The following is a 22,968-nucleotide window of genomic DNA, read 5'->3' as shown; positions in this document are numbered from 1 at the left end:
CGGCCACCCCGTACGGGGTGGCCGCTCCTCGTTTGCTGCTCAGGGCCTTACTTGCCCTTGGCGGCTTCCTTGAGCTTCGAGCCCGCGGAGACCTTCACGCTGTAACCGGCGGGGATGTTGATCGGGTCGCCGGTCTGCGGGTTCCGAGCGGTGCGAGCGGCACGGTGGGTGCGCTCGAAGGTCAGGAAGCCGGGGATGGTGACCTTCTCGTCGCCCTTGGCGACGATCTCACCGACGGTCTCGGCGAGCGCGGCCAGCACGGCGTCGGCGTCCTTGCGAGTCACCTCGGCGCGGTCGGCCAGGGCGGCCACCAGCTCACTGCGGTTCATGTTTGTACTCCCGTGTTCTTCTTGCCTGTGAGGCGTGAGATCGAAGCCGATGCTGCCAGGGCCCTCTGACAGTCCCCGGACCCGGGTCTGATGTCAGACCCTCTCGCCCGAATACGCATCCTGCCCCCACCAGCGGCGGGAAAGCCAATCCGGAACCCTCCGGAGTCACACGAAAAGCGCCACGGCTTGCCCGTAGTGACGTTCCGTCGACTCCCTGAAGCGGTCCGCAGCGGATGCCGGGCCCAGCGGGGCCCGCTGCCCGCCACCCTAAAGGGGCGTTTGGGACGCCGCGACCCGCGACGCGCCGTACGGCGGCGCGGGTGAGGCAGGCCACCCTCCGCGCACGCCGGGGCCGGCCGGCGCGGAGGGCGTGTGCTAGCCGAGGTCCGAGATGGTCTCGGTGGCGGTCCCGGCGGCCTTCGCGGCGGCGCGGACGGCGCCCGCGACGGCTCCCGCGACCTTGTCGTTGAAGACCGAGGGGATGATGTAGTTCGCGTTCAGCTCGTCCTCCGCGACGACGTCCGCGAGGGCACCCGCCGCGGCGAGCATCATCTCCGTGTTGACGGTGCGGGACTGAGCGTCCAACAGACCGCGGAAGACGCCCGGGAAGACCAGCACGTTGTTGATCTGGTTGGGGAAGTCCGAGCGGCCGGTGGCGACAACTGCTGCCGTCTGGCGTGCGATCGCGGGCTCGACCTCGGGGTCCGGGTTCGCGAGCGCGAACACGATCGCACCGTCCGCCATGGCGGCCACGTCGTCGCCGTTCAGGACGTTGGGAGCGGATACCCCGATGAAGACGTCCGCGCCGACGACGGCCTCCTTGAGGGTGCCGGTGACGCCCTCCGGGTTGGTGTTGTCCGCGATCCAGCGCAGCGGCGAATCGGGGTCGGCGGAGACCAGGTCCTCGCGGCCCGCGTGCACCACGCCGTGGATGTCGGCGACGACGGCGTGCTTGACGCCCGCCGCGATGAGCAGCTTCAGGATGGCCGTGCCGGCCGCTCCCGCGCCGGACATGACGACCCGTACGTCCCCTATTTCCTTGGTCACCACGCGCAGGGCGTTGGTGAGAGCGGCCAGGACGACGATGGCGGTGCCGTGCTGGTCGTCGTGGAAGACGGGGATGTCCAGGGCCTCGCGCAGCCGTGCCTCGATCTCGAAGCAGCGGGGTGCGGAGATGTCTTCCAGGTTGATGCCCGCGAAGCCGGGGGCGATCGCCTTGACGATCTCCACGATCGCGTCGGTGTCCTGGGTGTCCAGGCAGATGGGCCAGGCGTCGATGCCGGCGAAGCGCTTGAACAGGGCCGCCTTGCCCTCCATCACGGGGAGCGCGGCCATCGGGCCGATGTTCCCGAGACCGAGTACCGCGGAGCCGTCCGTCACAACTGCGACGGAATTGCGCTTGATGGTGAGGCGGCGGGCGTCCTCGGGATTCTCGGCGATCGCCATGCACACGCGGGCGACACCCGGGGTGTAGATCATCGAGAGGTCGTCACGGTTGCGGATGGGGTGCTTGGACGCCATCTCGATCTTGCCACCGAGGTGCATCAGGAACGTACGGTCGGAGACCTTGCCGAGCACCACACCTTCGATGTCGCGCAGACCTTCGACGATCTCGTCCGCGTGCGAGGTGGAGGAGGCCGCGATGGTGACATCGATCCGCAGCTTCTCGTGGCCGGAAGCGGTCACATCGAGGCCGGTGACCGAACCGCCGGAGGACTCCACGGCCGTGGTGAGCTGGGAGACCGCTGTGCCGCTCGCGGGCACCTCCAGCCTGACCGTCATCGAGTACGAGACGCTGGGCGCCGTTGCCATGGCCGAGTCCTTCGCTTTCCTTAGCTTCATTGCCGCGTGTCCGGGGCACTCGCCGCCGTCACGCTTCCCGATCGTCGCACCTACCGGCCGGTAGCCGGTAATGACTGCCACAGTTCGGAAAGTAGTTTCCACCATACGAGAAGTGACCCCTTCGGCGGAACCCCCAGCCGCTCCGGACCCACCCCGGAACGAAAACAGACCCACGCCACCGGAAGGTGACGCGGGCCTGTCTTTTTCAGTTGGGTGGCACCGACCCGCCATGCTCGCCTCGCGGCAAGTGGTCGCTCGAAGCGACGAAGGTTGGGCCCGGGGGCTTGGATCGAGCCGGTGCCAACACCAGGCTAACAAAGACCCCCGGGAAGTGATTCCCGCATCGCAGGTTGACCGGAAATCAGCCACCCGGCCACCCTCGGGCCCGCCCCGGCCGGCTCGCCCGCTCAGTCCCTCAGCAGGTCCGGGACCCCGTCCTCGTCGGGCATGTCACGCTCCCCCGACACCACCGTGAGCTGCTGCGTGGCACGGGTCAGCGCCACGTACAGCACCCGCAGCCCGGCCGGTGACTCGTCCGCGATCTCCGCGGGCGAGACCACGACCGTGGCGTCGTACTCCAGTCCCTTCGCCTCCAGGCTGCCGAGCGCCACCACACGCTCCCCGAGCTCCGCGAGCCACTCGCGTGCCTGGGCCCGGCGGCTCATGGCGACGACCACGCCGATGGTGCCGTCCACCTCGGAGAGCAGCCTGCGCGCCTCCTCGCGGACCGTGGCGGCCAGGTCCCGGTCGCGTACCGGCTCGAAGCGGGGCTTCACCCCGGTCGAGCGGACCGCCGCCGGGGACTCCATGCCCGGCATCGCGAGGGCGAGCACCTTCGCCGCGAGCTCGGCGATCTCCGCCGGGTTGCGGTAGTTGACGGTGAGCGTGAAACGGCGGCGGGGGCGGCTGCCGAGCGCCTCGTCCCGGGCCGCCGCGGCCTCGTCCGGGTCGGACCAGGAGGACTGCGCGGGGTCGCCGACGATCGTCCAGGTGGCGTGCCGGCCCCGGCGGCCGACCATCCGCCACTGCATGGGCGTCAGGTCCTGCGCCTCGTCGACGATGACGTGGGCGTACTCGGTACGCTCCGCCGCCAGCCGCTCGGCCCGCTCCCACTGGGTCTCCTCGCGCTGCGGCATCAGCTCCTCAAGACCGGTGAGGTGGTCCAGCGGGTCGAACTCACGCTTCCGCCTGGGCCGGTGCGGGGCGCCGATCAGGGTCTGCAGCTCGTCGAGGATCGCCACGTCGTGGACGGAGAGCGGGCCCCGGCCCTCGCTGTCGAGCCGCTTGAGGGAGCGGGCCAGGCGTCGCACCTCCCCCTGGTTGAGGATGCGGCGGGCCCACCGGCCGAGCCGCCGCTCGTCGGCCATCGTCGCGAGCACCCCGCGCGGGGTGAGCTCGGGCCACCAGTCGTTGAGGAAGGTGAGGAACGGCGTCTCGGTGGAGACGTCCTCGTCGAAGGAGGAACGCAGTTCGGCGACGAGCTCGGGGTCGGTGTAGCGGCCCCGGCCCGACGACTTGCTCCACAGGGCGTCCAGCAGCAGCTTGCGGGCGCGCGGGCGCAGCAGGTTGACGGGTGCCGTGCCGCTGAGCACGTTGTTCCGGATGCGCTGGAGCTCGTCGGCCTCCAGTTCGACGCGGGCGCCGAAGGCGACCACCCGGAGCCGGGTGGTCGTGCCGGCGGGCTGCGCCGGCTCCTGCTCCTCGTCCCCGAACGACAGCTGGCCGTCCTGGGGCGCCGTCCGGGCCCTGGGCTGCTCCAGCGCCCCGCGTGCCGCCTTGCGCAGCACGTGGAGCATCCGGGACGAGCCCTTGATGCGGGCGACGGCCGGTTCGTCGTAGGTGGTGGCGCCCTCGACGCCCGCCGCCTCGTCGGAGAGCGAGCCGACCGCGCGGATCGCGACCTGGCCCTCCTCGCCGAGCGAGGGCAGGACGCCCTCGGTGTAGGCGACGAGGAGCGGGGTCGGCGAGACGACCAGGATGCCGCCCGCGTACCGCCGCCGGTCCTGGTAGAGCAGGTAAGCGGCCCGGTGCAGGGCCACCGCGGTCTTCCCGGTGCCGGGGCCTCCGGAGACCTCCGTGACGGAGGCGGCGGGGGCCCTGATCACCATGTCCTGCTCGGCCTGGATGGAGGAGACGATGTCCCGCATGGTGTGGCTGCGGGCCTGGCCGAGGGCCGCCATCAGCGCACCGTCGCCGATGACGGGCAGTGTGTCGCCGCCTAGGCGGGCGGTGAGCTCCGGGCGCATCAGGTCGTCCTCGACCCCGAGGACCTTGCGGCCCTTGGAGCGGATGACCCGTCGGCGTACGACCCGGCCGGGTTCCTTGGGCGTCGACCGGTAGAACGGCGCGGCGGCCGGGGCCCGCCAGTCGATCACCAGCGGCGCGTAGTCGGAGTCGAGGACTCCGATGCGGCCGATGTGGAGCGTCTCCGCGATGTCAGCGGTGTCGTCCGGCCGTACGGCGTCGTCGGCGGGCTCGACGGAGGTGAACGCGCCGTCCGGGCCGCGTTCACCGTCCTTGCCGAGCAGCAGATCGATCCGCCCGAAGAGGAAGTCCTCGAACTCGTTGTTCAGCCGATTGAGGTGCACCCCGGCCCGGAAGACCTGGGCGTCACGCTCGGCGAGCGCCCCGGGTGTCCCGACCTGCCCCCTCTTCACGGCGTCGTGCATGAGAAATTCCGCCTCGTCGATCTTCTCTTCGAGACGGTGGTAAACCCGGTCCAGATGTTCTTGCTCGACACCGATTTCCCGGTCCCGCAACGAATCGACAGCGGCATCCTGCGCGGCCACCGGGGCCCCCTTCTGACGTGCATAGAGCAGCCGTCAACCGTACGCGAAGGGGGGCCCGCTCCGCACCTGTCACCAGCATTGCGATTGCGCGTCGGAAGTCGCGTCCGCGCGCTCACACGCTCACGCGTCGATCTCCACCAGCCGCTCGCCGTCGAAGGTGCGCACCTCGAAGTGGTCGATGTCGTCGCGGTCCATCGCCGCGCCGCCGTGCACGTACAGCGGCGACTTCGCCGGCGTGTGCGTGGAGTTCTTGATCCCGTACCCCCATTTCGGTACGGACCAGGAGGTGACGACCTCCTCCTCGCCGGTCTTGGAGACGGCTATCAGGCTGCATTTCTGGGGGCCCTTGACGTTCTTGAGCTGGAGGACGGTGTGCGTCCCCCATGCCTTGGCCTCCATGCCGACGGTGGCGTCGACGCCGGTGGTGGGGTCGGTCGCGGACGCCTTCTCCTGCATGTGGTGGAAGAACGCGTCCTCGGCCGGGCTGGTGGGGTGGGGGTCGCCCGTCGCCACCGACCGCCCGCCGTCGTCGCCTCCGGTGACCGTGACGGCGATCACGGGGCCCGCGATGATCACGGCGGCGGCCGCAGCCATCAGGTACCTGCCGCGGCGGCGGCGCAGGTCCCGCTTCCGCGCGACCTCGTCGACCAGCCGGCCGAGCAGCGCGGGGGCGGGCGGCTCGGGCACGTGCGGGACGGGGCGGGTGCCCGGGTGGGCGGCGGGTGCCTCGGCGAGCATCGCGAGCATGGGTTCGAGGCCGGCGAACTCGTCGAGGTGGCTCGCGCACAGCGCGCAGTGCGCGAGATGCGCCTCGAAGGCGCTCGCCTCCGCCTCGTCCAGGATGCCCAGGACGTAGGCACCGGCGGCGTCGTGGCCAGGACCCTCGACCGGGTGCTCGAAGGGGCCGGAGGGGCCGGAGGGCGGGCCCGTGGGGCCCGAGGGGCCCGAGGGGCTACGGGGGCCGGTGGGCCGGGGCCCGAACGGCTGCCATTCGTGGTCGCTCATGCCGTGATCCCCCTCTCTTCGAGTACGAGCTTCATGGAACGGAGTGCGTAGAAGACCCGCGAGCGCACCGTCCCGCTGGGTATGCCGAGCACCTCGGCGGCCTCGTTGACCGTACGTCCCCTGAAATAGGTCTCGACCAATGCTTCCCGGTGCGCCGGGGTCAAATCGTCCAGCGCGTCCGAGAGCGTCATCAGCCACAACGCCTTGTCGATCTCGTCCTCCGCGGGAATGACCTCCAGCGGCGACGGATCGACCTCGCGCGGCCGGGCCTGCCGACTGCGGTGGCCGTCGATGACGATGCGCCGGGCGACCGTCACCAGCCAGGGGCGTACGGAGCCGGTGGCCCGGTTGAGCTGACCGGCGTTCTTCCAGGCACGGATGAGCGTCTCCTGCACCACGTCCTCGGCGCGCTGCCTGTCCCCCGCCACGAGGCGGAGTACGTAGGAGAGCAGCGGCCCGGCGTGTTCGCGGTAGAGCGCCCGCATCAGCTCCTCGTCGGGGACGTCGGAGGCCGGGCGGGGCGGTTCACTGCGATGTCGAGCCCTGTGCGGACGGTCATCGGCCACGGCCGCATCCTTGCGCACCCGAACCTCCCGGTCGAGACCCTGTCGAACTCTTTCGACCGTCAGTACGGGGCCGGGGGCCGAACCATTCAGCCCGGCACGGAATTCTTTTTCAGCGGCCGTCCGCGAGGGCCGCCGCCCGGCGCCGGTGCCGGGCGACCCGCTCGCGGTTTCCGCAGATCTCACTGGAGCACCAGCGGCGCCGGTGCCCCCGTGAGGTGTCGAGGTAGAGCCGACGGCAGGTGTCGCCCCCGCAGCGGCGCAGTGCCGCCCTGGCCGCCGGGTCCGTGAGCAGGTCCACGCAGTCCCGGGCCACGGCGGCGAGCAGTTCCGCGCAGGCCGGAGGGGCGTTCAGGGTCCGGGTGAGGGCGCCGCCCTCGGCGCGGACCGCGCGCAGGCCGGGTGGCGGCCCGGCGGCGAGCGCGTTGACGCGGTCAAGGGCGGTGTCGTCGCGGGCGCCGCCGAGTTCGGCGGTCAGCAGCCGGCCGAGGTCCGCCCGCAGGTGCCGGAAGCGGGTCACCCAGTCGTCGTCGACCGCCGCGAGCGCCGTCCCGCGGGGCACCAGGGCGGCGGCCACCAGCCACTCGGCGAGCGGTCCGGGCCCGGCGAGCTGTTCGCACGTGCCGGAGGGGCCCGCACCCGTCGCCACCAGGTCGAGGCAGATCCGGCCGGAGTCGAACCGCCGGTCGTACGCACCCGTGCCCGCCGTCATGCGCCTGTCACCGCCTCGGGGTCACCGGTGGGGAGTCACCCCCAGAGTGCCCGTCACCGGGCCGGGCCGGAACCCCTCCTGCCGGGTGGGTACCGTCCCGGCGCCGCGAGGGCGTTCCGTACCGTGTGGGTATGGACGAAGGCCACCCCGAAGTCGCGCTCACCGCGGGCTCGTTGCTCCTGCGCCCCTGGCGGCCGGAGGACGCTCCCGCCCTCCTCTGCGCCCACGCCGACCCCGCGATGCGGCGCTGGCTGGCGACGCGGGTGACGAGCGCCGACGGTGCGGCCGGGTGGCTGGCGGCGCAGCGGGAGGGCTGGGTGGCCGGCAGCCGTTTCGGCTTCGCGGTGACCGACGCGGACCGCGGTGGCGAACTGGTCGGCAACCTCGTGCTGAAGCGCCCCGACCCGGTGTCGGACACGGCCGAGGTCGGCTACTGGACGACGGCGTCGGCGCGGGGACGCGGCGTGGCCACCAGCGCCCTCACGGCGCTCTGCGACTGGGCGTTCGCCGCCTTCGCCGGGGAAGGGCTCCGGCAGCTGGAGCTGGTGCACCAGGTGGACAACGAGGCGTCCTGCCGGGTCGCGGAGAAGTGCGGTTTCGCCCTCGCCGGCGTACTCCCGGCGTTCCCTCCCGCGTATCCGCTGGACGGCCACCGCCATGTCAGGTCCGCGATCGCCTGAGCCGCCCGGGTCAGCGCGGCGGGCCGTCGTGCAGGATCCGCTGGAACAGCCGGTGGTCGCGCCATTCACCGTTGATGTGGAGATAACGCGGGGCCGTCCCGAACTGCTCGAAGCCGCACTTGGCGAGTACCCGCTGCGAGGCGGCGTTCTCCACGACGGTCCCTGCCTCGATCCGGTGCAGTCCGAGGCCGTCGCGCGCGAGCTCGCAGATCCGGCCGACGGCGGCGGTCGCGAGCCCTCGGCCGGCCTGGTCGACGTCCACCCAGTAACCGAGCCGGCCGTTGCGGAACGGTCCGAGCTCGACGGAGGCGAGCGTGACCGCGCCGACCGCGCGGTCCTCCGCGTCGGCGATCACCCAGGGCATCGCACGCCCCGTGTCCCGGTCGGCGAGCAGCCCGGTGAGGCGTTGCTCCTGGCCCTGCGGGGTGTAGAAGACCTCGGTCCGCGCGGGCTCCCAGGGCCGCATGTACACGCGGCTGCGGGTCAGTGATGCGGCGAGGGAGCCGGCGTCGCCGAGGGTGGCGGGTCGCAGGGTCAGCCCTCCGGGCAGCGGGTGAGCGGAATCGATCATCCGAATACGCTATCCCGGGGCAGGGTCCGGCCACGTGCGGTCCCGGCCCGGCCGCGGCCTCACTCCACGTACTTCGTGTCGGCCACCGGGTCCAGCGCCAGCCGGTAGCCGCGCTTGACGACCGTCTGGATCAGCCTGGGTACGCCGAGCGCGCTGCGCAGCCGGGCCATCGCCGTCTCCACCGCGTGTTCGTCGCTGCCGCTGCCGGGCAGCGCGCGCAGCAGGTCCGCCCGGGCCACCACCCAGCCGGGCCTGCGGGCCAGGGCGTTGAGCAGGGCCATGCCCGCGGGCGGTACCGGGCGCAGGGCACCGTCGACTAGCACGGCGTGACCACGGATCTCGATCCGGTGGCCGGCGACGGGCAGCGGACGGGCGGTGCCGGGGAGCCGGGCGCAGAGCAGCTGGACGAGCGGGCCCAGCCGGAAGCGTTCCGGCTGGAGCGTGTCGATGCCCCGGTCCTGGAGCGGGAGAGCGGTCACCGGGCCGACGCAGACCGTCATGACGTCGTCCCGGAGTGCGGACAGAACTTCGGGAAGCAGTCCGCGGACCTCGGCCCGGTTCAGATACGAGGCGGCGGCGGGGGCGCTGGTGAAGGTGAGCGCGTCCAGGCCCCGGGAGACCGTGACGTCGAGCATCCGGTCGAGCGGGGCGATGTCCTCGGGGGGCATCCACCGGTAGACGGGTACGCCGACGACTTCGGCGCCCGCGGCCCGCAGCGACTCCACGAACCCGGGCAGGGGTTCGCCGTGCAGCTGCAGGGCGATCCGGCGGCCCTCGACGCCCTCGCCGAGCAGCCGGTCGAGGACCTCGGCCATCGACTCGGAGGCGGGTGACCATGCCTCGGTGAGTCCGGCGGCCCGGATGGAGCCCTTGACCTTGGGGCCGCGCGCCAGCAGTTCGACGCCGCGCAGCACCTCCAGGAGCGCGTCCCCGATGCCCCAGCCGTCGGCGGCCTCCACCCAGCCGCGGAAGCCGATCGCCGTGGTGGCGATCACCACATCGGGTACGACGTCGATGAGTTCCTTGGTGGCGGCGAGGAGTTCGCTGTCGTCCGCGAGGGGCACGATGCGCAGGGCGGGCGCGTGCAGAACCACGGCGCCCCTGCGCTGGAGGAGTGTGCCGAGCTCCTCGGCGCGACGGGCGGCGGTCACCCCGACCGTGAAGCCCGCGAGGGGCCCGTGCTGTGCGTCGTCGTGCATGGCGTGATACCCGGCTCTCGTGTCCCGCTACTGCTCGGTGGTGCGGAGGGCCGAGACTGCCAACACTGCGTGACAGCCTCGGTTCACTTATATTTCACACCCGTTACGTCCCTCCGTACGAGACTCGGGTTGCGTCACACCTCGGCATAGCTGAGCTGCGGCTTCGCGGCCACCGCTGCGGTCCGGCGAAGGTATACCGCCCAGGTGACGGTGAAGCACACCGCGTAGAAGGCGAGGAAGGACCAGAAGGCCGCGGTCCCGGTGCCCGCCGTCTGGAAGGACTGCCGGAACGCCAGGTTGATCGCGAGCCCGCCGAGTGCGCCGACCGCCCCGATGAGCCCCATGGCCGCTCCCGACAGCCGTCGCCCGTACGCGGCGGCCTCCTCGCCGCGCATGCCCTTGCCGATGGCCTTGGCGTGGAAGATCCCGGGGATCATCTTGAACGTCGACCCGTTGCCGAGGCCGGTCAGGACGAACAGGGCGATGAAGCCGATGAGGAAGACGCCGAGGGACTCGGTCCCGGAGGCGTAGACGACGACTCCGGTCGCCGCGGCCATCCCCGCGAAGTTCCACAGGGTGATGCGGGCGCCGCCGTACCGGTCGGCGAGCCAGCCGCCGGCCGGGCGGATCAGGGAGCCGAGCAGTGGTCCGATGAAGGTGAGGGAGGCGGCCTGGAGCGGGGTCCGTCCGAACTCGGTCTGCAGGACGAGACCGAACGCGAAGCTGTAACCGATGAACGAGCCGAAGGTGCCGATGTAGAGCACCGACATGATCCAGGTGTGCGGGTCGCGCACCGCTTCCCTGGCGGCCCCGGTGTCGTTCTGCACCGGCCGCAGGTTGTCCATCCTGAACGTGGCGAACAGCGCCGCGACGACGATCAGGGGGATGTAGACGCCGAGCACGATCCGCGGGTACGCGGCCCCTGCCGTTCCGATCACGAGCAGTCCGACGAGCTGGACGACGGGTACGCCGATGTTGCCGCCGCCCGCGTTGAGCCCGAGCGCCCAGCCCTTCTTGCGCAGCGGGAAGAAGGCGTTGATGTTCGTCATGGACGAGGCGAAGTTGCCGCCACCGATCCCGGCGAGCGCGGCGACGGCGACGAAGGTGCCGTACGAGGTCCCCGGTTCCATCACCACGAACGCGGCGACGGCCGGGACGAGCAGGGTAAGCGCGCTGAACACGGTCCAGTTGCGCCCGCCGAACCGTGCGACGGCGAAGGTGTACGGCACCCGGACGAGCGCTCCGACGAGGGTGGCCGTGGAGATCAGGAAGAACTTCCCGGCCGGGTCGACCCCGTACTCCGGTCCCATGAACAGGACCATCACCGACCACAGGGTCCAGATGGAGAATCCGATGTGCTCCGAGAGCACCGAGAACCAGAGATTCCGGCGGGCCACACGCTCGCCCGTCTCGCGCCAGAAGGTCTCGTCCTCCGGCTCCCACTGTTCGATCCAACGGCCGGCCATCACGCGCCTCCACAGGGTGTCGGGTGCTTGTGTCCCGACCGTATGGAGCGCGCGTTTCGGCGTGGTGCTGTGAGGTGACCGGTAGGCAACCTTGCTCTCACCGGGCCGGGAAGGGCCCGGTGAGGGACGGAGCGGTCAGCGGGCGCGGGCGTGGCCGCCCGTGCGGGCCTGCGGCGGCTTCTCCGGGAGCTTCCCGGCACCGTTCGCACCGTTCGGCCACAGGCGCGGCCGGCGGCGGGCCGCCACGTCCTCGACCCAGCCGACCGCGAGGATCGCCACGCCCAGGAGGGGCCAGACCGCGATGAAGGTGAGCACGGTGTACGAGCTCTCAAGGTACGAGCCGAGGTGGTCACCGACCCAGGGGACGTTCCACAGCTGGTCGATGAGCTGCGCGCTCGCCATCAGCAGCAGGTTGTGCCAGAGGTAGATGGTCACGGCCCGGTTGTTGGCGAGGGTGATCAGGCTGTCCCACCCGGCGAGCCTGTCCGGGAGCTTCCGCCAGGACGGGGCGTACACGAGGAGGATCACGCAGAAGCCGAAGGACCAGGTGGACTGGGCGAGCGGGATCTCGTCGAGGTTCCAGCCCTCGTCGGTGAGGTGGCCGGACGCCCACCAGAGGCCGAAGCCCATGACGATCGCGGCCGAGGACACCACGAGATAGCGCGGGACCTGCTTCAGCAGCCCGTCGTGGTGGGCGAAGCCGAGGATCCAGCAGGAACCGAACACGGCGAAGTCGAGGATCGCCTCACCGGTGGCCCCGGGGATGGTCACCAGGCCCGTACCGAGCACGGCGGTGAGGCCGATCGGGGCGAGCATCGTCACCCACGGCAGCCTGCGGAACGCATTGAGCAGCAGCGGCGAGGCGATGACGAACCAGAGGTAGGCCCTGATGTACCAGAGCGGCCCCACCCCCTGGTCGGCCCAGGACACCTCGAAGAATCCGCCGGGTGAGCCGCTCTCCTCGGGGAAGGGCGGCGAGCCGACCGGCAGGAGGTAGCAGCCGAGCTTGACGAACCACCACAGCCCCTCCTCCCGTACGGGCTTCCAGCTGAGCGCGAACATGATCGGCACGACGACGAGCGAGAACGCCCACATCGGTGGCAGCAGCCGGCGGAGCCGGTCACGGACGACGGTCGCGGCGGGCCGGGCCAGCGAGCGCGCCATCAGCGAACCGGCCAGGGCGAACATGACGCCCATGGACGGGAAGATCACCGTCAGCCAGGCCCAGCCGAAGAGGTGGAAGATGACGACGCGGACGAGGGCGACGGCGCGCAGCAGGTCGAGATAGCGGTCGCGTCCGGGTTTCTTCGCCGGCTCGTCCTTGTCCGGCCGGGTGGCCGGGGAGTCGTGCGGAGGCTGCGGGGGCCGTGGGGACTGCTGGTACGGCAGAGGCTGCGGCGCCTGCGGGAACGGCTGAGGCTGGTGTGCCTGCGGGAACGGCTGATGCGGATAGGTCATGCCACGGGCCTCCGGTCCCGTCCGGCGGCCGTACGTCCGGTCTGCTGGGCGCCGGGCGTCCCCACCACTCCCGTACGCCGCAGCTTCTGCCATCGCAGCCGGCCGCCGGTGAGAGCGGTGATCCACGACTGGAGCAGCACGACGTACATGAGCTGGCGGTACAGGATCTGCTGGAGCGGCAGCGAGATCAGATGGACCATGCGCTCCCGGTCGAGCCTGAAGGCGTACGCGGCGCAGATCGCCTGCACCACCAGGACGCCGAACCAGGCGGCGACCGTCTTCCCCGTCGGGCCGAAGACCAGTCCGTACAGCAGGAAGACGTCGATGAGGGGGGCCAGCAGCGGGGCGACGACCATGAAGAGCGAGACGAACGGAAGTCCGACCCGTCCGAAGCGGCCCGAGGGGCCCCGCTCGATGACGGCGCGGCGGTGCTTCCAGATCGCCTGCATGGTGCCGTACGACCACCGGTAGCGCTGCGACCACAGCTGCTGCACGGACTCCGGTGCCTCGGTCCAGGCCCGCGCGTTCTCCGCGTACACGACGCGCCAGCCGTCCCGGTGCAGGGCCATGGTGACGTCGGTGTCCTCGGCGAGCGTGTCCTCGCTCATGCCGCCGACCCGGTCCAGCGCGTCGCGGCGGAAGGCTCCGACCGCGCCGGGGATGGTGGGCATGCAGCCGAGCAGGTCGTACATCCTGCGGTCCAGGTTGAAGCCCATCACGTACTCGATGTGCTGCCAGGCGCCGATGAGCGAATCGCGGTTGCCGACCTTGGCGTTGCCCGCGACCGCCCCGACCCGCGGGTCGGCGAACGGCTGGACGAGCTCGCGGACCGTGGAGGGCTCGAAGACCGTGTCGCCGTCCATCATCACGACGATGTCGTAACGGGCGTGCGCGATGCCGTTGTTGAGCGCGGCGGGCTTGCCCGCGTTGCGCTGGCGGACGACCCGGACGTTCGGGAGCCGCAGCGCCTGGACGATGTCGGCCGTGCCGTCCGTGGAGCCGTCGTCGATGACGATGATCTCGATCGGGTAGTCGCTGGCCACCAGTGACCGCACGGTCGCGGCGATGCACTCGCGTTCGTTGTAGGCGGGAACCAGCACCGAGACCGGCCGGGCGAGCGGCGGGCCCCAGCTGAAGTCCCTTTTGCGCACCCGCCTCGCGTGCAGGAACGAGAGCAGCAGCATCAGGCCGAAGCGGGCGATGACCAGCCCGCCGATGACCGCGAGACCGACCACCAGCACATCGGTGATCCGCTCCGAGACGCTGACCGCGGAGACGAACGCCTTGCCCTTGAGCAGCGCGAATCCGGTCGCCGGGGTGTGCGCGCTGGGGGCGCCGAGAGCGGCGGTGAGGTTGGTGAACGCGTACCCGCGCTGCTTCATCTTCGGCAGGAACGTCTCCAGCGCGGCCACGGTCTGGGACCGGTCGCCGCCGGAGTCGTGCATCAGGATGATGGCGCCCTGCCCGCCCTTGGGCGTGGCCCGCTCGATGATCGCGCGGACGCCGGGGCGCTTCCAGTCCTCACTGTCGGTGTTGTTGACGACGGTGAGGTAGCCGCGGCTTCCGATGTACTGGGTGACGGGCCAGGACTTGTTGTCCATCGCGTCGGCGAACGAGGAGTACGGCGGCCGGAACAGGGACGTACGGATGCCGGCGGCGCCCGCCAGCACCAGCTGGTTCTGGGAGAGCTCCCAGTCGATGCGCTTGGGCGACTGGAAGGAGAGGTCGGGGTGGTTGAAGGTGTGCAGCCCGATCTCGTGGCCCTCGTCGACCATGCGCTGGACCAGGCCCGGATAGCGCGAGGCCATGGTGCCCGTGACGAAGAAGACGCCGTGGGCGTCGTACTTCTTCAGCGCGTCCAGGACCCGCGGCGTCCAGACCGGGTCGGGGCCGTCGTCGAAGGTGAGCACGATCTTGCGGTCGGGTATGCGGAGCGTCTTGGCGGGCCCGGTGGCCGACCTGGCGTCGATGACCGGACCGCCCTCCAGGACGTTCTCCGGCACCTGGGTGGTGGGGGCCGGGGCCTGGACCCGATGGTCCGCGAGGATCTCGCTGTGTACGTAGCCACGCAGCATGAGCATGGCGAGCAGGGCGACGAGAAGCAGGGACGGGAGCAGATAGCGCATGGGGAGCCTGCGCTTCGCCCGCTTCTTCCGGTGGTGCCCGACCCGCGGTGCGGGGGGTGTCATTTCTACTGGGCGCCTTCTTGTTCATCCACCGGCGGAACGGTCGTCTCGACGGGCGGGTCCGGGCTTATCGAGGGCTCGACGGGCGAGGAGGAGCCGGGGACGGGTGAATCGGAGGCCGGGATGGCCGGAGCGGAGGACCGCGAGGCCCCCTTGTCGGCCCCGGGGGTCACGGCGGGCAGCGATACCCGGGTGGCAGGGGCAGGTCCGGCCGGCACGGAGTCGCCGCCATTGGCCGACTGCGGTGCGCTGCCGGGGAGCTCCGGGTCCGAGGGAGTGGCGCCGGGAGTCGCGGTGCCGGGGGCAGTCTCAGGGCCGACGGGTTCGGTCGGGGCGGGCTGCACCTCCACCTCGGCCGACTTCTCGTGCTGGCCGGAAAGCGGCAGCCACGGCGCGTGGGAACTGCCGCCGAGGAGGGCGACGACCAGCGTCACCGCATAACCGGCGCAGATCGCGGCGAGCAGCCAGCCGACGCGTCGCAGTGACTTGCTGCGACGGCCGCTCTCGTCGACGAAGACGGGACCGTCGGAGCCTTCCGGAGTGCCCGGTTCGATGGCCAGTTCGGAGAGTTGCCGCCCCAGGCCGTCGAGTTGAAGCGTGACCTCGTTCGGCTCATGCGTATGCCCGGTTCGGGTACCTTCACGCCAATTTTCCACAGGTGTACGCACATCCCCCACTCAATGAACCGGGAGCAAGCGGAATGACCGGTTTCGCGCGGTCGGAAGGGGCCCCAGCCCTGTCCACGCGCGCCTGTCCCAGTGCACCCGGACCATGAATGTAGCGCACACCCCGGACTCTGAGGCTCCGGTACCCGGGTCTTGTTCAGGAACGGTGACGCATCAGTGACGCATCGATTTCCGGCAACCAAGATCCAGTTGGACGGACCATCCACCCTTCTTCCGCCGCCAGTTGGGCCGCGGCAGCGCGCAGAGCGGACAGACCGGGGTGAATCAGACCATCGCGCCAGACCATCACGAGCGGCGACAGCGGTACGGGGCGGACCAGCGGCCGGACCACGGTTCCGGGCAGCGGCGGAAAGTCCACGACCGCGAGCACCGGGTTCCCCGACTTGGCCATGACCCGCTGGAATTCGGCCACTCCGACAGCGAGCGGAACGGGCGGAGCGAGCAGGACGGACCACTCGTCGAAGAGCAGCCGGGCGAGGTCCGTCCACTCCCGGGTGCGCTCGTTGCCCGCACCCGCGTAGACGGTTTCTCCGGCCAGCTCGTCCAGGGCGACCACCTCCTGTCCGGCGAGCCGGTGATCACGGGGCAGCAGGACGGCCATGGGCTCGTACCGCACGGGCTGGACGGAGAGCCGGGACCGCACGGCGGGGTCGAGCCCCGCGGCCCGCCCGAACGAGACGTCGAGCCGCCCCGCGAGGACCTCACCGGCCGCCCAGGACAGACCGCTCTCGAAGCGGGCCATCAGCTCGCACGCCGGGGCGAGCTCCCGCGCACGGGCCAGCACCCGGGCGGCGGTCATGCCGTCGGTGTTGAGATCGACGAGCAGCGGCCGGGCTGCCGGATCACCGAAGGCGGCGGCCAGCGCGTCATGGGCGTCCAGCACCCGCCGGGCGTACGGGAGAAGCCGTTCACCGTCCGGAGTGAGGGAGACCTGGCGGGTGGTGCGCACGAACAGCTCCGCACCGAGCTCGCGCTCCAGTCGGCGGATGTCCCTGCTCAGCGCCTGCTGGGCGACGTAGAGCCGGGCCGCGGCCCGCGTGAAGTGCAGCTCATCGGCCACCGCCAGGAAGGCGCGCAGGAGCCGGGGGCCGGTGTCGGAGGTTGCCACGCGCAGAATTTACAACACATACGCGTTAATCGGTACGGAGTAGGTGTTGGACCCCGCGGGCCGGGCGCCCCGACGCTTGGCGCATGCCGCCCGACACCGCCACCCGCGCCCCCCGGAACACCTCCCCGCACGACCATCCCGCCCCGTACGCGGCGCCGGAGGCGGCGCACGTCAACCCGTACCGCCGGCTGCTCGCCACCCCGGGCGTCCGCGCGTTCACCGCGGGCAGCCTGCTGGCCAGGCTGCCCGCGGGCATGTTCAGCGTCAGCGCGGTCATCATGATCGCCGGGGCGCACGGCTCGTACGCCCTGGCGGGCGCGGTCACCGCGACCGGTCTCGCCGCCATGGCCGTCGTCGCCCCGTGGACCGCGCGGCTCGTCGACCGGTACGGCCAGGCCAGGGTCGCCGTACCGGCCACCGCGCTCGCCGCGCTCGGCTCCCTCGCGCTGGCGCTCTGCGTCCACTACGAGGCCCCGGTCTGGACTCTTTTCGCCGCCTACGCCGCGACGGCGAGCACACCCAACACGGGCGGCATGTCCCGGGCCCGCTGGGCGCACATCCACCGGGGTGACCCGGCGGCCCTGCACACCGCGAACAGCTTCGAGCAGGCCGCCGACGAACTCTGCTTCATGCTCGGCCCCGTCCTGGCCGCGACCCTGTGCGGGGCGCTGTTCCCGGAGGCCGGCACCGTGACCGGCGCGGTCCTGATGATGACCGGCGTCCTGATCTTCGCCGCCCAGCGGGCGACCGAACCCCCGGTGGCACCCCGCACCCAGGCCGCCTCCCCGTTCCGTACCACCGGGATGCCCGCCCTGCTCGCGGCCTTCCTCGCCACGGGCGCGGTGTTCGGCGCCATGGAGGTGGTGTCCATCGCCCACGCCGGAGGCGCGATCCTCGCTCTTCAGGCGGCCGGCTCCTGCGCCGCGGGACTGCTGTACGGATCGCTGCGGCCCGTCGGGGACGTCCGGCGCCGGCTGCTGCTCTGCCTGGCCGCAATGACGGCACTGATGTCCCTGCCCCTGCTCTCCGCCGCCTGGACCGACTCACGGCTCGTGCTCGCCGGCTGTCTCCTGCTGGCGGGCGCCGCGACCGCGCCGACCATGGTCACCGGCATGACTCTGGTGCAGCGCCTCACGCCCGAGGGACAGCTGAACGAGGGCATGACGCTCGCGGTCACCGCGCTGCTCGGGGGCATAGCCGCCGGATCGGCGGCGGGCGGCTGGATGGTGGAGCACGCCGGGACGGTGACCGGCTACGCGGTGCCCGTGGGCGCGGCGGGCCTGGCGCTGGTCGTCGCGGCGGTCGGCGTCCGGCGTTCCTGACCGGAGCGGGCAGGAGAAACACGAGGACCCCGTTGCCAGTGGCAACGGGGTCCTCGTGTACATGGGAATTGTGGAGATGGCGGGAATCGAACCCGCGTCCAACGGTGCGGAACCAGGGCTTCTCCGAGTGCAGTTCGCTGCGCTTTTCTCGGCCCCGGAGGTCACACGAACAAGCCTCCGACAGGCTCAGCCACTGTTTGATTTCCTTCTGGGCCCCGTGACCGGGCCTAGAAGTTTAGATCCCTTAGTGATGCCAGGATCCGGGTCGGGATCACCCCCGGGCTGACACTCCGCAGAGTCTTCGCTTAGCTGCTAATTAGGCAGCGAGGGCGAAGGCGGAGGAATCGCGCTTGGAATTGGCGATTATTGTTTGCGACATATGGTTTACGAGATCATTGCCGCTTCCTCGACTCGCTTCCCCTGCTTCGACATCCGCTGTCGAAACCGATCATCCCCATGTGTTTTTTTCAAAGGTGGTCCACACCCCGTGGGGTGCAGTTGCCATCGTACGTGACCAACGCACGACGATGCCAGCCTATTCCGGCTCAGGCACTGCGCTGACGTCGCCGGACCGCCGAGATCGCACGGTTCGTCTCCCTCGTGTCCTGCTTCTCGCGCAGGGTCTGGCGCTTGTCGTACTCCTTCTTGCCCTTCGCGAGGGCGATCTCGACCTTGACCCGGCCGTCCTTGAAGTACAGCGCGAGCGGCACGATGGTGTGGCCCGACTCCTGCGCCTTCGACGCCAGCTTGTCGATCTCGGCCCGGTGCATCAGCAGCTTGCGCTTGCGCTTGGCCGTGTGGTTGGTCCAGGTCCCCTGCACGTACTCCGGGACGTGGATGTTGTGCAGCCACGCCTCGTTGCCGTCGATCTGGATGAAGCCGTCGACCAGAGAGGCCCGGCCCATCCGGAGCGACTTGACCTCGGTGCCCATCAGCACGAGGCCGCACTCGTAGGTGTCGAGGATGGTGTAGTCGTGCCGCGCCTTCTTGTTCTGCGCGATCATCTTGCGCCCTGTGTCTTTTTCCTTGGCCATAGTGCAGTCATTTTCGCACTACGACCCACCCCCGAGGCCACTCAATACTGTCTCGGCCCGCTGCTGGGCCGCCGCACCGGCCACGAGGTCCGGGGTGATGCCCTGTCCGTCCACGCTCCGGCCAGCCGGTGTGCGGTAGTGGCCGACGGTCAGTTCGGCCACCGAACCGCCGGGAAGCCTGCTGGGCATCTGCACGGACCCCTTGCCGAAGGTGCGGGTGCCCACGGTGACGGCGCGGCCCCGGTCCTGGAGCGCGCCCGTCAGCAGTTCGGCCGAACTCATCGTGCCGCCGTCGACGAGGACGACGAGGGGCCGGTCCGTGTCGCCGCCCGGCGCGGCGTTCAGGGCGCGCTGCTCGCCGTGCACGTCGTAGGTGGCGACCAGGCCGCCGTCCAGGAACGCCGAGGCCGCGGTGACGGCCTCGGTGACCAGGCCGCCCGCGTTGGCGCGGAGGTCCAGGAGGATTCCGGCGTCCCCGGGAGCGGCACGCACGGCGTCCCGGATCTCGGTGCCCGTCCCCTTCGTGAAGGCGGTGACCTTGATCAGGACGGCGGAGGTGGGCTCACCGCCCAGCCGCCGGACGGTGACGGCCTCGGTGGAGAGCCTGGCGCGGTGCAGGGTCTCGGTCCACCTGTGCCCGTCGCGCCGGAGCCCCAGGACGACGGCGGTGCCCGCGGCGGCGTCCGTCCGGTCTCCGCGCAGCAGGGCGACGACTTCGGCGACGGGGCGCCTGTCGACCCGGCGGCCGTCGACCGTGCGCAGCTGATCGCCCTCGCGCACGCCCGCGCGGTCGGCGGGCCCGCCAGGCTCCACACGGGACACGGTGACGCTCCCGCCGGCCGAGCGCCTGGCGGAGAGGCCGACCCCGGTGTACGAGCCGTCGAGGGCCTGCTCGAAGTCCTCGTACTCCTGCTCGTCGTAGACCGCGCCCCAGCGGTCCCCACTGCGGCTGACGGCCTCCTGGGCCGCGTCCGTCACGGACTTCCCGTCGGCCTCGGCCTCGGCGGCCGCGTCCTCGACCGCCTGACGGTCCCGGGGGCCGACGGCGGCGGCAACGGATCGGGCCTGAATGCCGGGGTTTTTCCCGGTGTCGGCCTCGCGCGGCAGTGACCCGGTGGCCGCGGCGGTGGCGAGCGCACATCCGAAGATCAATGTCAGGGCCGCCCCGCGGCGGAGACCGCGGGGCCCGAAGCGGTACGAAGGGCCCGGCATGGCGTCGAGTCTAGGACAACGCCCCTGCGCCGCACGGCCGGTTGGCCGCGCGGCGCCGGTGCGCATCTCACACCTTGAGGTACTTGCGGAGCGCGAAGAGCGCAGCGACGGCGGGCATCAGCAGCCCGATCGCGAGGACCAGCGGCAGCTTGGTGAGGACCGCGTCCCAGCCGATGAACTCGATCAGGTTGAGCTTGTCCTGGAGGGCGAGTCCGCCGTCGATCAGGAAGTACCGGCCCCCTATCAGCATGGCGCAGGCGAGCAGGCCACCGATCAGGCCGGCGAAGGCGGCCTCCATGATGAACGGCATCTGGATGTAGAAGCCGGAGGCGCCGACGAGCCGCATGATGCCCGTCTCCCGTCTGCGGCTGAACGCCGAGACACGGACGGTGTTGACGATCAGCATCAGCGCGATGACCAGCATCAGCGCCATGACGAAGAGCGCCACCGTGTTCATGCCGTTCATCAGCTCGAAGAGGTTGTCCAGGATGGATCTCTGGTCCTGGACGGACTGCACCCCGTCACGTCCCGCGAAGGCCGTGGCGACGACCTTGTACTTCTTCGGGTCGTCGAGCTTGACGCGGAACGACTCCTGCATCTGGTCCGGCGTGATGTTGCCGGCCATCGGGGTGTCGCCGAACTGCTCCTGGTAGTGCTTGTACGCCTGGTCGACCGTCTCGAAGCTGACCTTCTCGACAGCGTCCATCTTTTCGAGATCGGCCCTGATCTCCTTCTTCTGCTCAGTGGTGACCGCACCCTTGGCGCACTTGGGCACGTCCTTGGCGTCACTCTTGTTGCAGAGGAAGATCGAGACGTTGACCTTGTCGTACCAGTAGGTCTTCATCGAGCTGACCTGGTCGCGAATCAGCAGCGCGCCGCCGAACAGGGCGAGCGAGAGGGCGACAGAGACCACCACGGCGAAGGTCATCGTGAGGTTGCGACGAAGACCGACGCCGATCTCCGACAGGACGAACTGGGCGCGCATGGCGTCCTTTCAGTACTCGATGCTCAGTGCTGGTAGCCGTAGACGCCGCGCGCCTGGTCACGTACGAGACGGCCCTGCTCGAGCTCGATGACGCGTTTGCGCATCTGGTCGACGATGTTCTGGTCGTGGGTCGCCATGATCACGGTGGTGCCGGTCCGGTTGATCCGGTCCAGCAGCTTCATGATGCCCACGGAGGTCTGCGGGTCGAGGTTGCCGGTCGGCTCGTCGGCGATCAGCAGCATGGGACGGTTCACGAACGCCCGCGCGATCGCCACGCGCTGCTGCTCACCACCGGAGAGCTCGCCGGGCATCCGGTCCTCCTTGCCGCCGAGACCGACGAGGTCGAGAACCTGGGGCACCGCCTTGCGGATCTCGCCGCGCGGCTTGCCGATGACCTCCTGCGCGAAGGCCACGTTCTCGGCGACGGTCTTGTTGGGCAGGAGCCGGAAGTCCTGGAAGACCGTGCCCAGCTGACGGCGCATCTGCGGCACCTTCCAGTTGGACAGCCGCGCGAGGTCCTTGCCGAGCACATGGACCATGCCCTGGCTGGCGCGCTCCTCACGCAGGATCAACCGCATGAAGGTGGACTTGCCGGAGCCGGAGGAGCCCACCAGGAAGACGAACTCGCCCTTCTCGATGTCGAGTGAGACGTCCCGGAGCGCAGGACGGCTCTGCTTCGGGTAGGTCTTGGAGACGTTGTCGAATCGGATCACGGATGCACCACGGTCGGCCGGGAGTAGGTGAGCGTGACCATACGCGAACCGGGCTTACGCGTGCAGGCGGGCACCGGCAATGGGTGATTTGTGACACCCGGAACGGGCAAATCCGGCGTCCGGCGGGCCCTCCAGGAGGGGGTCCCGGGGTACGTCGCCGGGCGGCCCGCGCCGAAATCGGTGCGAGCTGGCACAGTGGTAGGGGGAACGGTCGCGTTTCCCGGAGCGTTGTGCGGAGAGAACGTGTATGCGGCTCCGCCGCGCGGGAGGAGGAAAGCGCATGACCTATGACCGACTGGTGTGCGCGAACTGCGCGGCGCCCGTGAACGAGGGACGCTGCCGCGTCTGCCGGGCCGTGCGGCAGCAGATGGAGCAGGAGCGGGAGCAGGGGCCCTTCGCCGGGCTGAATCCCGCGATGCTGATCGCCTTGATGGTGCTGCTGGTCGCGGCGCTGGCACTGCTGGCGCAGCAGGCCGCGTAGACCGCCGGGGCGCGCCTCTCCCAGGGGCCGACGACATGCAGAGGGACCCGGTCCGCTTGCGCGGGCCGGGTCCCTCTGTACGTTCGTACCGCTGATCGCCCCTATCAGGCGACCGTGCGGCCGTTCACCAGGCGCGGAAGGATCCGGAAGCCGATGCCACCGGCGATCATCGTCGCGGCGCCGACCAGCAGGAACGTGGTCTCGGCCGCACCGGTCTCGGCGAGCTCGTCCTTGCCCTTGCTCTGCTCGACCGGCTGGTTGCCGACGCTGTCGGTGTCGGTGTTGTCGACACACTCGGCGCCGTCGAGGTCGACGGTGCAGGTGCCCGCGCCGCCACCGTCGGTGCCGGAACCGGAGGTCCCGGTGCCGCCGGCCTGCTGGCCTCCGGAGGAGCCGTTGCCACCGTTGGTCGCGTCGCCACCACCAACGGCCGCGTCGCCACCACCAGCAGCAGCAGCGTCACCGCCACCAGCCGCCGCGGCCGCGTCGCCACCACCAGCAGCAGCGGCATCGCCACCGCCCGCGGCAGCAGCGGCGTCGCCACCACCAACGGCCGCGTCGCCACCACCAGCAGCAGCAGCGTCACCGCCACCAGCCGCCGCGTCGCCACCACCAACGGCCGCGTCG

Annotated in this window: 21 protein-coding genes and 1 other RNA gene; 3 read left to right on the top strand and 19 right to left on the bottom strand. The window is 70.8% G+C overall.

Annotated elements, in window-relative coordinates; genetic code table 11:
* Positions 1-47: 47 nt before the first annotated feature.
* The 6 genes from ACFWSK_RS34635 to ACFWSK_RS34610 all read right to left on the bottom strand — a co-directional run bounded on the left by ACFWSK_RS34635 (position 48) and on the right by ACFWSK_RS34610 (position 7,240).
* On the bottom strand, positions 48-329 hold the full coding sequence (locus ACFWSK_RS34635) for an HU family DNA-binding protein (protein WP_003968811.1): 282 nt from the start codon (positions 327-329) through the stop codon (positions 48-50).
* Between the two features lie 375 nt (positions 330-704).
* Positions 705-2,141 (bottom strand): NAD-dependent malic enzyme, encoded by a 1,437-nt coding sequence (locus ACFWSK_RS34630; RefSeq protein ID WP_383795214.1) that lies wholly within the window; start codon positions 2,139-2,141, stop codon positions 705-707.
* 437 nt (positions 2,142-2,578) lie between these two features.
* Positions 2,579-4,960, bottom strand: coding sequence for a HelD family protein (locus ACFWSK_RS34625; RefSeq protein WP_383795211.1), 2,382 nt, complete (start codon positions 4,958-4,960; stop codon positions 2,579-2,581).
* 120 nt (positions 4,961-5,080) lie between these two features.
* Entirely contained in the window at positions 5,081-5,965 is an 885-nt protein-coding gene (locus ACFWSK_RS34620) for an anti-sigma factor family protein (protein ID WP_383795209.1), read from the bottom strand.
* A complete protein-coding gene (locus tag ACFWSK_RS34615) occupies positions 5,962-6,549 on the bottom strand; it encodes a sigma-70 family RNA polymerase sigma factor (protein ID WP_383795206.1) in 588 nt (195 codons plus the stop codon). Before ACFWSK_RS34615 ends, ACFWSK_RS34620 begins: the two co-directional genes overlap by 4 nt.
* Before the next feature lie 91 nt (positions 6,550-6,640).
* Entirely contained in the window at positions 6,641-7,240 is a 600-nt protein-coding gene (locus ACFWSK_RS34610) for a CGNR zinc finger domain-containing protein (RefSeq protein ID WP_383795203.1), read from the bottom strand.
* 131 nt (positions 7,241-7,371) lie between these two features.
* Between ACFWSK_RS34610 and ACFWSK_RS34605 the strand changes: the two genes are divergently transcribed.
* On the top strand, positions 7,372-7,920 hold the full coding sequence (locus ACFWSK_RS34605) for a GNAT family N-acetyltransferase (RefSeq protein WP_383795200.1): 549 nt from the start codon (positions 7,372-7,374) through the stop codon (positions 7,918-7,920).
* Between the two features lie 10 nt (positions 7,921-7,930).
* Here the strand turns inward: ACFWSK_RS34605 and ACFWSK_RS34600 are convergent, their stop codons facing one another.
* From ACFWSK_RS34600 to ACFWSK_RS34570, 7 genes are all read right to left on the bottom strand, one after another.
* Complete coding sequence (locus tag ACFWSK_RS34600) at positions 7,931-8,491, bottom strand: GNAT family N-acetyltransferase (protein ID WP_383795198.1); 561 nt, start codon at positions 8,489-8,491, stop codon at positions 7,931-7,933.
* 59 nt (positions 8,492-8,550) lie between these two features.
* The gene (locus ACFWSK_RS34595; RefSeq protein WP_383795195.1) at positions 8,551-9,690 is read right to left on the bottom strand and encodes a uroporphyrinogen-III synthase; all 1,140 of its coding nucleotides are present in this window, start codon (positions 9,688-9,690) and stop codon (positions 8,551-8,553) included.
* 134 nt (positions 9,691-9,824) lie between these two features.
* A complete protein-coding gene (locus tag ACFWSK_RS34590) occupies positions 9,825-11,156 on the bottom strand; it encodes a nitrate/nitrite transporter (RefSeq protein WP_383795192.1) in 1,332 nt (443 codons plus the stop codon).
* 135 nt (positions 11,157-11,291) lie between these two features.
* Positions 11,292-12,614, bottom strand: a complete 1,323-nt coding sequence (locus tag ACFWSK_RS34585) for an acyltransferase (protein WP_383795189.1) — start codon at positions 12,612-12,614, stop codon at positions 11,292-11,294.
* Positions 12,611-14,740, bottom strand: a complete 2,130-nt coding sequence (locus ACFWSK_RS34580) for a glycosyltransferase (RefSeq protein WP_383795216.1) — start codon at positions 14,738-14,740, stop codon at positions 12,611-12,613. Before ACFWSK_RS34580 ends, ACFWSK_RS34585 begins: the two co-directional genes overlap by 4 nt.
* Positions 14,741-14,805: 65 nt before the next feature.
* Complete coding sequence (locus ACFWSK_RS34575) at positions 14,806-15,456, bottom strand: hypothetical protein (protein ID WP_383795188.1); 651 nt, start codon at positions 15,454-15,456, stop codon at positions 14,806-14,808.
* 166 nt (positions 15,457-15,622) lie between these two features.
* Positions 15,623-16,594, bottom strand: coding sequence for a LysR family transcriptional regulator (locus ACFWSK_RS34570; protein ID WP_383795186.1), 972 nt, complete (start codon positions 16,592-16,594; stop codon positions 15,623-15,625).
* Between the two features lie 83 nt (positions 16,595-16,677).
* Between ACFWSK_RS34570 and ACFWSK_RS34565 the strand changes: the two genes are divergently transcribed.
* Complete coding sequence (locus tag ACFWSK_RS34565) at positions 16,678-17,916, top strand: MFS transporter (protein WP_383795184.1); 1,239 nt, start codon at positions 16,678-16,680, stop codon at positions 17,914-17,916.
* Positions 17,917-17,984: 68 nt separating this feature from the next.
* On the opposite strand, the gene ssrA is transcribed toward ACFWSK_RS34565, so the two are convergent.
* The 5 genes from ssrA to ftsE form a co-directional block, all read right to left on the bottom strand.
* Positions 17,985-18,372, bottom strand: a transfer-messenger RNA (tmRNA) gene (ssrA, locus tag ACFWSK_RS34560).
* 89 nt (positions 18,373-18,461) lie between these two features.
* On the bottom strand, positions 18,462-18,950 hold the full coding sequence (gene smpB, locus ACFWSK_RS34555) for an SsrA-binding protein SmpB (protein ID WP_383795180.1): 489 nt from the start codon (positions 18,948-18,950) through the stop codon (positions 18,462-18,464).
* 18 nt (positions 18,951-18,968) lie between these two features.
* Positions 18,969-20,162: a S41 family peptidase gene (locus ACFWSK_RS34550; RefSeq protein WP_383795177.1), complete on the bottom strand. Its 1,194-nt coding sequence runs from the start codon at positions 20,160-20,162 to the stop codon at positions 18,969-18,971.
* 67 nt (positions 20,163-20,229) lie between these two features.
* A complete protein-coding gene (gene ftsX, locus ACFWSK_RS34545) occupies positions 20,230-21,147 on the bottom strand; it encodes a permease-like cell division protein FtsX (protein WP_383795175.1) in 918 nt (305 codons plus the stop codon).
* A gap of 23 nt (positions 21,148-21,170) precedes the next feature.
* Positions 21,171-21,860 carry a cell division ATP-binding protein FtsE gene (gene ftsE / locus ACFWSK_RS34540; protein WP_014046319.1) on the bottom strand — a complete coding sequence of 230 codons (690 nt, stop codon included), beginning with the start codon at positions 21,858-21,860 and terminating at the stop codon, positions 21,171-21,173.
* A gap of 280 nt (positions 21,861-22,140) precedes the next feature.
* Between ftsE and ACFWSK_RS34535 the strand changes: the two genes are divergently transcribed.
* Positions 22,141-22,341, top strand: coding sequence for a hypothetical protein (locus tag ACFWSK_RS34535; RefSeq protein WP_383795172.1), 201 nt, complete (start codon positions 22,141-22,143; stop codon positions 22,339-22,341).
* Positions 22,342-22,445: 104 nt separating this feature from the next.
* Here the strand turns inward: ACFWSK_RS34535 and ACFWSK_RS34530 are convergent.
* Positions 22,446-22,968 (bottom strand): LPXTG cell wall anchor domain-containing protein (locus ACFWSK_RS34530; RefSeq protein WP_383795169.1); only part of this gene is annotated, 523 nt, incomplete at its 5' end.

It is taken from the genome of Streptomyces sp. NPDC058620, from assembly GCF_042717135.1.
GTDB lineage: Bacteria > Actinomycetota > Actinomycetes > Streptomycetales > Streptomycetaceae > Streptomyces.
The sequence above is the reverse complement of the archived record's forward strand: the minus strand, read 5'-3'. Positions and strand labels throughout refer to the sequence as shown.